The organism is Enterobacter sp. MGH 33, from assembly GCF_000534535.1.
Classification (GTDB): Bacteria; Pseudomonadota; Gammaproteobacteria; order Enterobacterales; family Enterobacteriaceae; genus Enterobacter; species Enterobacter hormaechei_C.
The window spans coordinates 1,850,090-1,863,505 of sequence record NZ_KI973212.1; the positions used below are offsets into that span (position 1 = coordinate 1,850,090).

A 13,416-nucleotide genomic window follows, 5' to 3' on the forward strand; every position below is an offset into this window, starting at 1 on the left:
CTCGTGTTTCTTAAGGTTTTCATATGCAGTGCGCACTCTATGACGCCGGACGCTGCCGCTCCTGTCAGTGGATAGAACAGCCGGTCTCTCAACAACTCACCGCCAAAATGGCCGACCTGCAACAGCTGCTGACAGCACATGCGGTGGGCGAGTGGTGCGCACCCGTCAGTGGCCCGGAACAGGGCTTTCGCAATAAAGCCAAAATGGTGGTCAGCGGCAGCGTTGAAAAGCCGCTGCTGGGGATGCTGCACCGCGACGGCACCCCGGAAGATTTAACCGACTGCCCGCTATATCCCGCCTCGTTTGAGCCGGTGTTTAGCGCGCTGAAACCGTTTATCGCCCGGGCGGGGTTAACGCCCTATAACGTTGCCCGCAGGCGCGGCGAGCTGAAATACCTTTTGCTGACCGAAAGCCAGATCGACGGCGGGATGATGCTGCGCTTTGTGCTGCGTTCGGAAAACAAGCTGGAGCAGCTGCGCGCGGCGCTTCCGGGGTTGCAGGAACAGCTTCCGCAGCTCAAGGTTATCACCGCGAATATTCAGCCGGTGCATATGGCGATCATGGAAGGGGAGAAAGAGATTTTCTTCACCGAACAGCATGCGCTGGCGGAGAGCTTTAACGGCGTGCCGCTGTGGATCCGTCCGCAAAGCTTCTTTCAGACTAACCCCACCGTCGCCAGCGCGCTGTACGCCACCGCGCGCGACTGGGTGCGTGCGTTACAGGTTCATCACATGTGGGATCTGTTCTGCGGCGTCGGCGGCTTTGGCCTGCACTGTGCCACGCCAGACATGCAGCTCACCGGCATTGAGATCTCCGCCGAAGCGATTGCCTGCGCGAAGCAGTCCGCCGCGGAGCTGGGGCTGACGAATCTGCACTTCCAGGCGCTGGACTCGACCCGGTTCGCCACCGGACAGGGCAACGTGCCGGAGCTGGTGCTGGTGAACCCGCCGCGCCGGGGTATCGGCCAGGCGCTCTGCGACTACCTGAGCCAGATGGCGCCGGAGTACATTGTCTACTCCAGCTGTAACGCGCAGACCATGGCGAAGGATATCGCTCATCTACCGGGCTACCGCATTGAACGCGTGCAGCTTTTCGATATGTTCCCGCATACCGCCCATTATGAAGTGTTGACGTTGTTAACCAAAGCGCAGGCCAGGTAAGGCGAAGCCGCCACCCGGCATAAACCCCGCACAATGTTCAACAAAATGTGAACTCTTCCCCCGCTCGAAATCAGGTAAGCTTACGTCATAACAAATGATTGAAGGCTTACCCATGAAGCAGATCCTGCTGGTAGAAGACGACCACGATATCGCGGCACTCCTGCGTCTTAATCTGGAAGATGAAGGCTACGCCATTACCCACGAGCCCGACGGGGGCAACGCCTTACAGCGTCTTGAAACACAGCCGTGGGACGCGGTGATCCTCGATCTGATGCTGCCGAATGTTGATGGTCTGGAGATTTGCCGCCGTATCCGCCAGATGACCCGCTACCTGCCCATTATCATCATTAGCGCCCGCAGCAGTGAAACTGACCGTATTACTGGCCTGGAAACAGGGGCGGATGATTATCTGGCAAAACCTTTCTCGGTGCAGGAGCTGATTGCCCGCATTAAGGCGCTGTTTCGCCGTCAGCAGGCGATGGGCCAGGCGCAGACGGACGGCATTATTCAGGCGCACGGACTGACTATCGATCCGCTGGCGCGCACCGTGCGCCTTAACGGCCAACACGTCGATCTCACCCCGCGCGAATTTGAACTGCTCTATTTCTTTGCCCGCCATCCCGGAGAGGTCTTTTCGCGGCTGGCACTGCTGGAGCAGGTATGGGGGTATCAGCACGAAGGCTACGAACACACCGTCAATACCCACATTAACCGCCTGCGCATTAAAATAGAGAAAGATGCCGCCGAGCCGGAGATCGTTCGCACCGTCTGGGGCAAAGGCTACAAATTTGCGGAGCAGAATCATGATGCGTCGCTTTAGCCTGAGCCAGCGCCTGACGCTGCTGTTTACGGCGTTACTGCTGCTCTGCGCCACCGTCGCCTGTGCGGTGCAGCTCTACAGTAGCATGCAGTACGGCAATGCGATGGTGCAGCGGCTCTCCGGCGGGCTGGCGCAGCAGATTGTGCAGCGGGAAGCGATTCTGGATGCGCAGGGCAGGGTGGATCGCAGCGCCTTAAAACCGCTGTTCGACCGGCTGATGACCTTTAATCCGAGCGTCGAGCTGTATGTTGTCTCGCCAGATGGCGATATCCTGGCCGATGCCGCCCCGCCGGGGCACATTCAGCGGCAAAAAATTGACCTTGCGCCGATACAGAATTTCCTCAGCGGGACGGTGATGCCGGTGTTTGGCGACGATCCCCGAAGCCATAATAAGAAAGTCTTCAGCGCCACCCCGCTGCGGCAGGACGGTGAGCTGAAGGGGTATCTGTACATTATTTTGCAGGGGGAGGAGTCCAACGCGCTGGCGGATATGGCCTGGCACAAAGCGCTCTGGAGTACGGCGCTGTGGTCGATGCTGCTGGTGGCGCTGTTTGGTCTGCTGGCGGGGTTGCTGCTCTGGTACTGGGTGACGCGCCCGGTTAAAGAGCTCACGCTGGACGTGGCCGGGCTGGAGCAGGACAGCATCAGCGCGATTAAGCAGCTGGCGGCCCAGCCGCTTGAGCCTGCCGGCCAGGATGAAGTGGCGATCCTGCGCAATACCTTTATCGAGCTGGCGCGCAAAATCACCTCTCAGTGGGATCGGCTGGCCGACAGCGACCGCCAGCGCCGGGAGTTTATCGCCAACATTTCGCACGACTTACGCACCCCGCTGACGTCGCTGCTGGGTTATCTGGAAACGCTGTCGCTGAAATCCGCAACGCTGTCGCCGCAGGAGCATCAGCAGTACCTCGCTACCGCGCTGCGTCAGGGGCAAAAGGTACGCCATCTGTCGCAGCAGCTGTTCGAGCTGGCGCGTCTTGAGCACGGCGGCATCAAGCCCCAGCGCGAGCGTTTTGCCATGGCTGAACTGATTTCCGACGTGGCGCAAAAGTTTGAACTCGCTGCCCGCACGCGTGAGTTAAATCTGCACATTGACGTCCCGGGTCCGCTGCCGCAGGTGTTGGCCGATGTTTCCATGATTGAACGGGTGGTGACGAATCTGCTGGATAATGCGATACGCCATACCCCAGCAGGTGGAGACATTCGTCTGGCGGTGTGGCAGGAGAACGACCGGTTACAGGTTGAAGTGGCCGACAGCGGAACGGGTGTTGATGCCGCATTACGGGACGATCTGTTCCAGCGTCCGTCAGCGTTAAATCCACAGGCCTCGCGGGAGCACCGGGGCGGGTTAGGGCTGTTAATCGTGAAAAGAATGCTGGAGCTGCACGGCGGGGGGATCAGGCTGATGGAGTCCGTGAGCGGGGCACGGTTCAGGTTCTTTGTGCCGCTTTAAGAAATTGCCGGGTGGCGGCTTCGCCTTACCCGGCCTACAGACCACCCCCGTAGGCCAGGTCACCCGGCAAAAAAGGTTATTGCGGGAACCACTGCTCGCTGATTTTCTGGTATGTGCCGTCAGCTTTGATCGCTTTCAGCGCGCCGTTCAGTTTCTCAAGCAGAGCCTTGTTATCCGGACGCACGGCAATACCGAGGCCAGTGCCGAAATACTGCGGATCGGTCACTTTCTCCGTCGCTGTACCCAGCTGCGGGTTGGTTTTCAGCCACTCATTCACGACCGCGGTGTCGCCAAATACGCCATCAATACGGCCATTTTTCAGGTCGATAATGGCGTTCTGGTAGCTGTCGTAGGCCACGGTTTTCACTTCAGGATGCTTGTCCTGGAGGTATTTCTGGTGCGTGGTGCCGTTCTCCATGCCGATGCGCTTGCCTTGCAGCTCGTCGAAAGATTTATAAGCCCCTTTCTTCGCAATCACCACCGCAGAGTTCGCGTAGTACGGGTCGGTGAACGCGACCTGCTTGCTGCGCTCTGGCGTGATGTCCATGCCGGAGATCACCGCGTCGTACTTTTTAAATTTCAGGGACGGGATCAGGCTGTCAAATGCGTGGTTAGTAAAGGTGCAGTCGGCCTGCATCTGCTTGCACAGCGCTTTCGCCAGGTCGATGTCGAAGCCGACGATCTGGTTGCTGGCATCCAGCGATTCAAACGGCGGATAGGTGGCAGAAACGCCGAAATTGATTTTATCGGCGGCGGATGCGCCAGCGGCGAAGGTTGCGAGTAATGCGGCCAGAACTAACTTTTTCATTGTAATGCTCCCGTCTGTCAATCTTGTCATTATGCGCCGTGTCTGCGGCATGGATGTACAATGCCACTCAATGAATTTATATGCAATAAATATGATTAAATATTATTTAATGCATAAAAAAATGCGGGTAACCCATCAGGTTACCCGCACTACGAAAACAGCTTTATGCATTAAGTCGATTAATTTCTGCGCTCAAACGCCAGCGCCTTACGCTCGATAAGACGCATCATCAGGGTCAGCAGACCGTTGACCACCAGATAGACCAGACCCGCCGCACCGAACACCATCACGTCGTAGGTGCGTCCGTACAGCAGCTGCCCGTGGCCCATCACTTCCATCAGGGTGATGGTGTAGGCCAGAGAGGTACTTTTGAACACCAGCACGACTTCGTTGGAATAGGAAGAGAGGGCGCGCTTAAAGGCATAAGGCAGCAGGATCGCCAGCGTATCCTTCTTGCTCATGCCCAGCGCCCCGCAGGACTGCCACTGGCCTTCCGGGATCGCGCGAATGGCGCCGTAGAACAGCTGCGTGGTATAGGCCGCGCTGTTCAGGGAGAGGGCAATCAGGGCGCAGAGCCATGGCTCAGAGAGCAGATGCCAGATAACCGGATATTCCTGTAACGACGGGAACTGGCCCGGGCCGTAGTAAATCAGGAAGATCTGCACCAGCAGCGGCGTTCCGGTGAAGAGCGTAATGTAGCCACGTACAATCCACACCAGCACCGGCGTTTTCAGCGTCAGGACGATGGTGAAGATCAGCGCCAGGATCAGCGCCACGATGATAGACGCGACGGTCAGCGTCAGGCTGGTGTGCAGCCCTTTCATCAGTTCGGGTAAATAATCCAGCATCAGCCTGGTCTCCGTTCAAAACGCGTTGCGCGCAGATCAATACGCTTCAGAACGTACTGGCTCAGCAACGTGATCACCAGGTAGATAGCCGCCGCGACGATGTACCAGGTAAACGGCTCCTGCGTACGGGTGGCGATACTTTTGGTTTGCAACATCAAATCGTTCACGCTGATCAGGCTCACCAGCGCGGTATCTTTCAGCAGTACCAGCCACTGGTTACCCAGCCCTGGCAGGGCATGACGCCACATCTGCGGCATCACCAGGCGGAAGAAGATCGCCGCTTTCGACAGACCCAGCGCCTGGCCGGATTCCCATTGACCCTGCGGTACCGCTTTCAGCGCGCCGCGCAGCGTTTGTGACGCATAGGCCGAATAGAGCAGGGAGAGCGCAATCACGCCGCACAGGAACGGGCTGACGTCGAAGTTCTCAATCTGCATCTGCACCGGGATCTGCGCAAAGCCGAGATTAATCGTGAAGCCGTCCGACAGCGTTAACAGCAGCTGTGAGGAGCCGAAATAGATAAACAGGACCACCAGAATTTCCGGCAGTCCACGCAGCACAGTCACCAGCGCTGAACCGAGCCATGCGACAGGGCGCCACTTAACGGACTCCCACACCGCAAAGAACATCGCCAGTACGAGGCCGATAATCAGTGCACAAACGGCAAGGCCGACGGTCATCCCGGCGGCGCTTGCTAAAGGAAAAATTTCATTCATCAGGAATTACTTCTGGAACCATTTTTTGTAGATGGTTTCGTAAGTGCCGTCTTTCTTCACTTTTTCCAGCGCAGCGTTGAATTTCTGCTGCAACTCGGTATTGCCCTGACGTACGGCAATACCCAGACCTGTACCGAAGTAGTCTTTATCGGTCACCTTGTCACCCACGGCGGCCAGCTTGTCGTTCGCTTTCAGCCATTCGGTCACGACAGCCGTGTCCCCGAACACCGCATCGATACGACCGTTTTGCAGGTCCAGCTTCGCATTCTGGTAGCTGTCATACGGCACGGTGGTGATTTCCGGATGCTTATCCATGATGAATTTCTGGTGCGTGGTGCCGTTCTGCACGCCGACTTTCTTGCCTTTCAGCAGGTCAACGGAGGCGTATTTACCTTTCTGACCGATGAACAGGGCCGAGTTGTCATAGTAAGGGGTGGTGAACAGAACCTGCTTTTCACGCTCCGGAGTGATGTCCATTCCGGCCATTACGGCGTCGATACGGCGGAACTTCAGGCTTGGGATCAGGCTGTCGAACGCCTGGTTGCTGAAGGTACAGGTCGCGTCGATTTCTTTACACAGGGCGTTTGCCAGGTCCACGTCGAAGCCAACAATCTTGTTGTTCGCATCAATGGATTCAAACGGAGGGTAGGACGCTTCAGTGGCGAAACGGATGGTCTGGGCTGCGGTAGCGGAAAGGCTGACGCTAGCAAGCAGCGCGGCAATCAATACTTTTTTCATTATAATTTCCCTAACACATTAGTGTGATAAGTAGTTTTTGAAGGCATCGGTTTGCGGGTTAGTGAAGCAGCTCGCGTCACCCTGCTCAACGATATACCCGTTTTCCATATAGACCACGCGGCTGGCGGTTTTGCGCGCCACTTCCACCTCGTGGGTCACGATGACCTGGGTAATGTTAGTTTCCGCCAGCTCACGAATGATGCTCACGATCTGGGCGGTAATTTCCGGGTCCAGCGCCGCGGTCGGCTCGTCAAACAGCAGCACCGCAGGCTCCATCATCAGCGCACGGGCGATCGCCACACGCTGTTGCTGACCACCAGAAAGATGTAAAGGATACCGGTCGCTGTACGGTTTCAGACGCAGACGTTCCAGCAGCTTTTCCGCACGCGCCATCGCCTGGTCTTTGCTTAAGCCAAGCACGCGGCACGGGGCTTCAATCAGGTTTTGCACCACCGTCAGATGCGGCCAGAGATTGTATTGCTGGAAAACCATGCCCACGTTTTGACGCAGTTCACGAATCGCTTTATCAGACGGGGTTTTCGCGAAGTCAAAATGGTTACCGGCGATGGCCAGCGTCCCCGAACGGGGCATTTCAAGCAGATTAAGAACACGCAGAAGGGAGCTTTTTCCCGCGCCGCTTGGGCCGAGCAAAACCAGCGTTTCGCCCTCCGGGCAACTCAGCGTAATGTCGAACAGCGCCTGGTGTGCGCCGTAGAAGCAGTTAATGCCGTTTAGTTTAATACTCATCGGGGCAGTCTTTACTCATCCAGGCAATCTATAGCAATTGAGGCCGCAGATAGTACCGTTGACAGAATAGTTATGCAATATTTCTGCGTTAAAAGTTAAATATAACCCGTATTTACTCTTAAACATAGCACAAAATAGCGACGGGAATGGGGGGCGAGTATAAATGTCGGCATTCCGCAGGAAATGCCGGACATTTTACGGGGTTAACGTTTATTTAACGGAGGCGTTAGCGGTTCTCAATCGACTGGCGAAGGGTGCCCGCCGGGGCATGAACGCTGCCGCCAATGTAGCGCACATCGTCTATTGCCCAGCACTGGCCTTCACGGATCATCAGCACCTCATCCTGCCATGTTTGCGTCCCCTGGGTGAGCTTCACGCGCAGGGGAATATTGCGTGCGTCGGTATTCGGTATGGTGGACGCGCTGGCAACGTCGGCGCTGTCCGGCAGCGTGGCGCGGCTGGAGAACGGATCGGATGACAGCAGGGCGTTGTGCTGCGGATCGCGCGAAGCGTCGGTGAGCAGTTTCGCCAGATTATCGCTCAGGTACGGGCGCAGGGCGGTCAGGTCATTACCGCGATGCTGAATACGGTAATCATAAAATTGTTGCGCCACGGCATCCGGGCCACCCTCAATACAAGGGCCGCTGCGGGTTCCGATATCCTTAAAGGCTGGCGTGACCGGCGTTGTGCAGGCGCTGAGCACCAGCGCGCATGGCACTAAAAGCGTTAAAGCAGAGTAGCGCATGTTGATTTCCTTATTTATTAACTATCCTTTCAATCATAGCGTAACGAACCGATAATGCTGTCGCTAACGCATTGAACGCTAAAGAAGGAGAGAAAGTATGCAATTTTCAACAACGCCAACCCTGGAAGGTCAACCGATTACCGAGTACTGCGGCGTGGTCACCGGTGAGGCGATTCTCGGCGCAAACATTTTCCGCGATTTCTTTGCCGGCATTCGGGATATCGTCGGGGGTCGTTCCGGCGCGTACGAGAAAGAGCTGCGTAAGGCGCGCGAGATTGCTTTTAAGGAGCTGGGCGAGCAGGCCAAAGCGCTGGGCGCGGATGCGGTGGTGGGCATTGATATCGACTACGAAACGGTCGGGAAAGATGCCAGCATGCTGATGGTGAGCGTAAGCGGCACGGCGGTGAAGACCCGTCGATGAAGCGTTCGCTCTCAACCCTCCTGCTGGCGATGTTGCTGGCAGGATGCGCCTCGGAAGAGGGCATTGTTGATAAAGGCGCGTACGAGCTGGATACGCGCCATCAGGCGCAGGCGGCCTACCCGCGTATAAAGGTGCTGGTTATTCACTACACCGCCGATGATTTCGACACCTCGCTTGCGACCCTGACCGATAAAAACGTCAGCTCTCACTATCTCATCCCCGCAAAGCCGCCAGCTCCGCAGGGCAAACCGCGTATCTGGCAGCTGGTCCCGGAGAGCGAACTGGCCTGGCATGCGGGCATCAGCTTCTGGCGTGGCACCAACCGCATAAATGATACCTCCGTCGGCATTGAGCTGGAAAACCGCGGCTGGCGGAAAACCGATGGCGTGAAAACCTTTACCCCCTTCGAACCGGGGCAAATTGCGGCGCTGATCCCGCTTGCCAGAGATATCATCGCCCGCTACGACATTAAACCGCAGAACGTGGTGGCACACTCGGATATCGCCCCGCAGCGTAAAGACGATCCTGGCCCGCTGTTTCCGTGGCGCGAACTGGCGCAGCAGGGTATCGGAGCCTGGCCCGATCCGGGGCGCGTGAATTTTTATATCAACGGGCGACCGCATTATCAGCAGGTTGATACCGCAGCACTGCTCGATTTGCTGGCGCGCTACGGTTACGAGGTGCCAGAAAACAGTACGCCCGAACAGCAAAAACGCATCATCATGGTTTTCCAGATGCATTTCCGTCCGCAGTTATGGAATGGCGTAGCGGATGTGGAAACCATGGCGATTGCCGAAGCACTTTTAGAGAAATACGGGCAGGGGTAAACCTTCGGACTACCCCCGAATGAGTATATTTTCGTAAGTTCCTATCAGATTAATCCTAAGTACAAACTCATTTCATTTTTAGTTAATTGACTTAAAATTATCCGGATTTAAGATGGACACATAGCGCGCTAAGTAATTTGGCGAATTAATAAAAAGCTTCACTCTTTTTTTGTTTATTCTTGACGTTTTCATCAGGAAAAATATTTATGGCTCGGTAACAACACCGTGGCCATTCTTTTTAAAAATCACATCTTAAATCGGGTATAACAATGTTAAGCATCTATGGAAAAAAATTACGTCCGCAACATGAAATGGAAAAGATCATTTCTGCAACCTCAGGCGTTGAAGAAAGAACGTTAAAAAAATGGCAGAAAATTTCCACCTCTGATTCCGGCTATATTCATATTATCGTCAGCGGTGAAGTCGAATTTCGACGTGAATCTGACGAACTGTGCATGTTCACCGTCACCGGGCAATGCATTTTCGGCCTGTCGTCAATGTATTACAACGCCACCCATATGTACGGCCTTGTTCGGACGAATACGGTTGTTCGCTCGATCAAGAAAGAGGTCTTCGCCCAGCTGATGACCGAAAAAAATCTGTGGCCAGAACTGACCAAAGTCCTTTCCTGGTACATCTGCATGCTGAGCAAACGTGATGATGTTCTGGTTGCCCGCAGTGCGTATTCCGTTGTCCGCGAATTTTTATATGAGATTAACGACCTGATTGTTCAACAACAGCGTGATATTAACGTTTATGATTACATTCAGGAATACACTAACCTGGCACGTAGCACTATTATTAAAATCCTCTCCGATCTGAAAAAGGGTCAATATATTGTGGTGGAAAAAGGTCGACTGCTTAACCTTACCGCACTGCCTGAAAAATATTAATACCTGCTCCCGCCGTCTCCTTTTTCACTGAAAGGAGAACGGCTATTTCCACTGTTTTTTACACTGGCTTGTGAATTATCCTGCGTTTCGTCAACCGGCGGCGCGGGAATTTTTCCTTGAGAATAATCCTGCTCCTGCTCTTTTAGCGCCTGCTTAAATAATTCTGTTAATGATGACTCTTCACTGCCCGTGCTGGCGGGAGCGTTATCGTGCTCATGCGCTTCGGTCCCGGGTAAGGTATCCCGCGAGGCGTCGTGTGGCACCGCGCCGTCGGGCGCCTGCTGCCAGTCGCCGTCATCACTGTTGATCGGCAGATCCTGCATCGATGGAACATCAACTGGCACTGGCGCAGCTTTAGGCTGCGGATGCGGGAACGGTTTACTCACGTACACGTAATGCATATCCGAAAGCTGCGTTTCCGGTTTCGCAACGCTGGCGTTGACCGGTTCAGGCGCCGGGTGGTGCAGGTTCCAGTAGACGTGCATATACAGGCCGACAACCAGCATGACGCAAAGCCCGACCAGCCATAACGCTGTTTTGCCGAATACGTTTTTCAGGCTGGGGAGACGGTACGAAAACCAGACCGCTTCCCCGGTTGTATAGCTGCGCTGGGCCGCAAGACAGATGGTCGACATTAGGCTTTCTTCTCCTGCATTTTCGCGTCCGGGGTGGTGCGGGTGGCCTGAATCAGTACGCCCGGCGTGCTGTTGGTCACGCGCATCAGCTGCATCAGCGTATCTTCCCCGGGGATACCATCCACGTGCAGATGCATTTTTTGCTGGAATTCGCGGGTGCGTTTCATCATCTCTGTGGTCCAGATCCGGGCATGTGTTTCGGGCTGGCTCAGCGCCAGGCTTAATTGCTGATCCAGCCAGGCCATATCTTTGCTGTCGCTGGCCGCGCCGATCGCGTCTTTACCTTCCGGTGTCAGGCGGTGCAGCTGGGTGAAGTTGCCGGTCGCGTGCAGGTTAAACCAGCTGCGGCTCACCTGCCAGGTCCGGTTATTCATTAACAGGTCAATGGACGTGTCCCCGACCCTGGCGACCACCGCATAGTTAAGATGGCCGCTGGTTTTCAGTTCACTGACCCACGGATACCCTTCCTGCGCCAGCGTCTCCGGCGACGCGTTCCCCTGTTTACACATCAGGTTTACTTTGGCGGCGTTCTGGCACAGCGCATCTTCGGCCGAGGCGTCATACCCCCACATGAGATACAACTGATGCATCGCATCCGGCTGATTAACTATTTCGTTGTCGATAACCGGCACTACGGGCGCTTCGATTTTTAGCGATTGCTGTTTCCAGCTGACGGGCACCGGCAGCTGGATCGGCAGGCGTGCGCCGATCGATGAGGTCAAATACCAGCCGCAGGCGGCAAACAGCACGGACGCAAACAGCCCCACGGTCGCCAGGCGCTTACCGTGTTTTTGGGCGGGCAGGATCTCTCCCGCCGCAAGACGTAAATGACGTGGGCTGACCTGGGCCACGCGTTCCGTCCAGGCGGCGAGCATTGACAGGTGCGCCAGCGCGTTCAGTTTGCTGAAGTTGCCTTTGGTTAGCGTGTGCATTTTGCGCACGCGGGCAGGCGGCAACGGCGAGTTTTCGCAGCCGTGTTCTTCGCACTGGGCCTGAACATAGCTCAGGTATTCACGGCAGGTCAGGGGGCGCAGGGCATGATGCGTGTGCGTATATTCGCGCAGTTCAGGTTGCTTTAGCAGGATCTCCTGATCCGCAGTGCCCGTCAGTACCACGGCTAGCCGGAAGTTCAGCTCCTGGGCGCGCGTAAGCAGCGTTCCCAGGACTTCACGGCAGCTCTCCTTCATGGCTTCGGAATGGGCGATCGTCACTACTCTGGATTTCGCTTTCCCCTCCTGCCACTGGCGCAGGACGGCATCCACCGCCTGCATGCGATCTTTAATCGCTTTCGTTCCCGGGTTGAGTTTGTACAGCAGGCTACTGGCACTCAGTTTGGGAAACGCGTTGATGGCAAGAACGGTATGGTTGCTGGCTTTAAGCGCGTCGATGAACTGACCCAGAAGCGGAGCGTCGTCGCAAAAAAGCCCGATAATTCCCGCCAGCTGGGTTTTCTCTTTCAGCAGGTTGAACACGTCCTGATGATAAGGCACCAGAAAATCACCGGATAAACGAGTGATTGTCCTGAATGGCGGATTGTTAAAATTAAAGTGGCTCTGATACATAACGACTTACCGTCTCTGATTAGGAATAGCAACAGCAGCAGAAAGTAAGGTAATGCCCCTGAGCGGTCAATTTGCAGACAGAGTAAAAATATCCAGCCGGCTGCGCCTAACATCTGGAATTTATACGGTCAATATTTTTCTTTATGAAAGTTGGTGGCGAAGTCAGTGGTCGCGTTTGCAGCAGCTTATTACTATTTTCCTCCATATTGGCGCAGTATGACGCTGCTTATTTTTGCTTTGCTATAGGCCGGATAAAAAATGAGGTTCTCATTTCTGTCACGGTGGATAACGCCTTGTATTACGTTTTTGCTGCTCATTTTTTGCGGCCAGCAAGGCTATCTCACCTTTAAAGATTATAAAAAAGTTACGAATAAGTTTGCTAATTCTGACCTACAGCCGCTGAAAAAACCGCGCGAAGACAAACCCTTCACGCTTTTTACGGCTGCCGTCCGTCAGGAGAACTTATCGGCTGCGGCAAAACCCCCGCTGGCGGCGGAGATTGAAGGCATTGTGCGCAGTGATGACGCCTGGCTCTCCTTCGCTGTCATCAAAACCCCGGGCGGCCAGCGAAGCTACCGCGAGGGTGAACCGCTCGCCGGGTTTAACGACGCATTTATTCAGGAAATAAACAAAGATAATGTGGTGGTTAATTATGAAGGTGCTACGCAGGTACTGGCGTTAAATAAACCGGACTATTTTAAGGGGGGCGTGGAGAGCGGCCCGGTTACAAAAACGACGAAAGATGCTGGCGCAGAGAGTGTGCATCTTGATGATTATCTGGTGTTAAAACCCATCATTGAAAAAGGCCGGCTGGAAGGCTACTGGATAAACCCAAGGAATGCCTCCGCCTTTTACAGTCAGTCAGGTCTGGAAAAAGGCGATGTGGCGATTCAGGTTAACTCTGTCGATATGACCGATGAAGCAAAAGCGAAAAGCATTATTGCCAACTGGTCGAAAATGAAAGAAGCGGAGGTCATCGTACGACGTCACGCTCACCTTGAAAATATTCGGGTTAATGTTCTAAACAATTAATAAGTGTGCAG

At 55.0% G+C, this 13,416-nt stretch carries 15 protein-coding genes; 7 read left to right on the plus strand and 8 right to left on the minus strand.

What is annotated here, in order from left to right; genetic code table 11:
* The first annotated feature begins 23 nt into the window (after nucleotides 1-23).
* From rlmC to L379_RS15190, 3 genes are all read left to right on the plus strand, one after another.
* The gene (gene rlmC / locus L379_RS15200; protein WP_032653087.1) at nucleotides 24-1,160 is read left to right on the plus strand and encodes a 23S rRNA (uracil(747)-C(5))-methyltransferase RlmC; all 1,137 of its coding nucleotides are present in this window, start codon (nucleotides 24-26) and stop codon (nucleotides 1,158-1,160) included.
* 112 nt (nucleotides 1,161-1,272) lie between these two features.
* Complete coding sequence (locus L379_RS15195; protein WP_022650690.1) at nucleotides 1,273-1,980, plus strand: response regulator transcription factor; 708 nt, start codon at nucleotides 1,273-1,275, stop codon at nucleotides 1,978-1,980.
* A complete protein-coding gene (locus L379_RS15190) occupies nucleotides 1,964-3,433 on the plus strand; it encodes a sensor histidine kinase (RefSeq protein ID WP_032653088.1) in 1,470 nt (489 codons plus the stop codon). Before L379_RS15195 ends, L379_RS15190 begins: the two co-directional genes overlap by 17 nt.
* A gap of 76 nt (nucleotides 3,434-3,509) precedes the next feature.
* Here the strand turns inward: L379_RS15190 and artJ are convergent, their stop codons facing one another.
* From artJ to L379_RS15160, 6 genes are all read right to left on the minus strand, one after another.
* Nucleotides 3,510-4,241 (minus strand): arginine ABC transporter substrate-binding protein ArtJ, encoded by a 732-nt coding sequence (artJ, locus tag L379_RS15185; protein ID WP_032653090.1) that lies wholly within the window; start codon nucleotides 4,239-4,241, stop codon nucleotides 3,510-3,512.
* 179 nt (nucleotides 4,242-4,420) lie between these two features.
* Nucleotides 4,421-5,089 (minus strand): arginine ABC transporter permease ArtM, encoded by a 669-nt coding sequence (artM, locus tag L379_RS15180; RefSeq protein ID WP_003858369.1) that lies wholly within the window; start codon nucleotides 5,087-5,089, stop codon nucleotides 4,421-4,423.
* On the minus strand, nucleotides 5,089-5,805 hold the full coding sequence (gene artQ / locus L379_RS15175; RefSeq protein WP_003858367.1) for an arginine ABC transporter permease ArtQ: 717 nt from the start codon (nucleotides 5,803-5,805) through the stop codon (nucleotides 5,089-5,091). Before artQ ends, artM begins: the two co-directional genes overlap by 1 nt.
* 6 nt (nucleotides 5,806-5,811) lie before the next feature.
* The gene (artI, locus tag L379_RS15170; protein ID WP_006174322.1) at nucleotides 5,812-6,543 is read right to left on the minus strand and encodes an arginine ABC transporter substrate-binding protein ArtI; all 732 of its coding nucleotides are present in this window, start codon (nucleotides 6,541-6,543) and stop codon (nucleotides 5,812-5,814) included.
* Between the two features lie 18 nt (nucleotides 6,544-6,561).
* Entirely contained in the window at nucleotides 6,562-7,290 is a 729-nt protein-coding gene (gene artP / locus L379_RS15165) for an arginine ABC transporter ATP-binding protein ArtP (RefSeq protein ID WP_006809439.1), read from the minus strand.
* A 226-nt stretch (nucleotides 7,291-7,516) separates the two neighbouring features.
* Nucleotides 7,517-8,035, minus strand: coding sequence for a lipoprotein (locus tag L379_RS15160; RefSeq protein WP_015571007.1), 519 nt, complete (start codon nucleotides 8,033-8,035; stop codon nucleotides 7,517-7,519).
* Nucleotides 8,036-8,132: 97 nt separating this feature from the next.
* On the opposite strand from L379_RS15160, the gene L379_RS15155 reads away from it, so the two are divergent.
* The 3 genes from L379_RS15155 to L379_RS15145 all read left to right on the plus strand — a co-directional run bounded on the left by L379_RS15155 (nucleotide 8,133) and on the right by L379_RS15145 (nucleotide 10,176).
* On the plus strand, nucleotides 8,133-8,456 hold the full coding sequence (locus tag L379_RS15155) for a heavy metal-binding domain-containing protein (protein WP_006174327.1): 324 nt from the start codon (nucleotides 8,133-8,135) through the stop codon (nucleotides 8,454-8,456).
* Nucleotides 8,453-9,283 (plus strand): N-acetylmuramoyl-L-alanine amidase, encoded by an 831-nt coding sequence (locus L379_RS15150; RefSeq protein ID WP_023303370.1) that lies wholly within the window; start codon nucleotides 8,453-8,455, stop codon nucleotides 9,281-9,283. Before L379_RS15155 ends, L379_RS15150 begins: the two co-directional genes overlap by 4 nt.
* 269 nt (nucleotides 9,284-9,552) lie before the next feature.
* On the plus strand, nucleotides 9,553-10,176 hold the full coding sequence (locus tag L379_RS15145; RefSeq protein WP_017693726.1) for a helix-turn-helix domain-containing protein: 624 nt from the start codon (nucleotides 9,553-9,555) through the stop codon (nucleotides 10,174-10,176).
* On the opposite strand, the gene L379_RS15140 is transcribed toward L379_RS15145, so the two are convergent.
* Both L379_RS15140 and L379_RS15135 read right to left on the minus strand, forming a co-directional pair.
* Entirely contained in the window at nucleotides 10,173-10,811 is a 639-nt protein-coding gene (locus L379_RS15140; protein WP_032653093.1) for a hypothetical protein, read from the minus strand. The genes L379_RS15145 and L379_RS15140 overlap by 4 nt on opposite strands.
* Complete coding sequence (locus L379_RS15135) at nucleotides 10,811-12,373, minus strand: ExeA family protein (protein ID WP_032653094.1); 1,563 nt, start codon at nucleotides 12,371-12,373, stop codon at nucleotides 10,811-10,813. The genes L379_RS15140 and L379_RS15135 overlap by 1 nt, the downstream gene beginning before the upstream one ends.
* A 258-nt stretch (nucleotides 12,374-12,631) precedes the next feature.
* Between L379_RS15135 and gspC the strand changes: the two genes are divergently transcribed.
* Nucleotides 12,632-13,405 carry a type II secretion system protein GspC gene (gspC, locus tag L379_RS15130; protein ID WP_050515863.1) on the plus strand — a complete coding sequence of 258 codons (774 nt, stop codon included), beginning with the start codon at nucleotides 12,632-12,634 and terminating at the stop codon, nucleotides 13,403-13,405.
* Nucleotides 13,406-13,416: the final 11 nt, after the last annotated feature.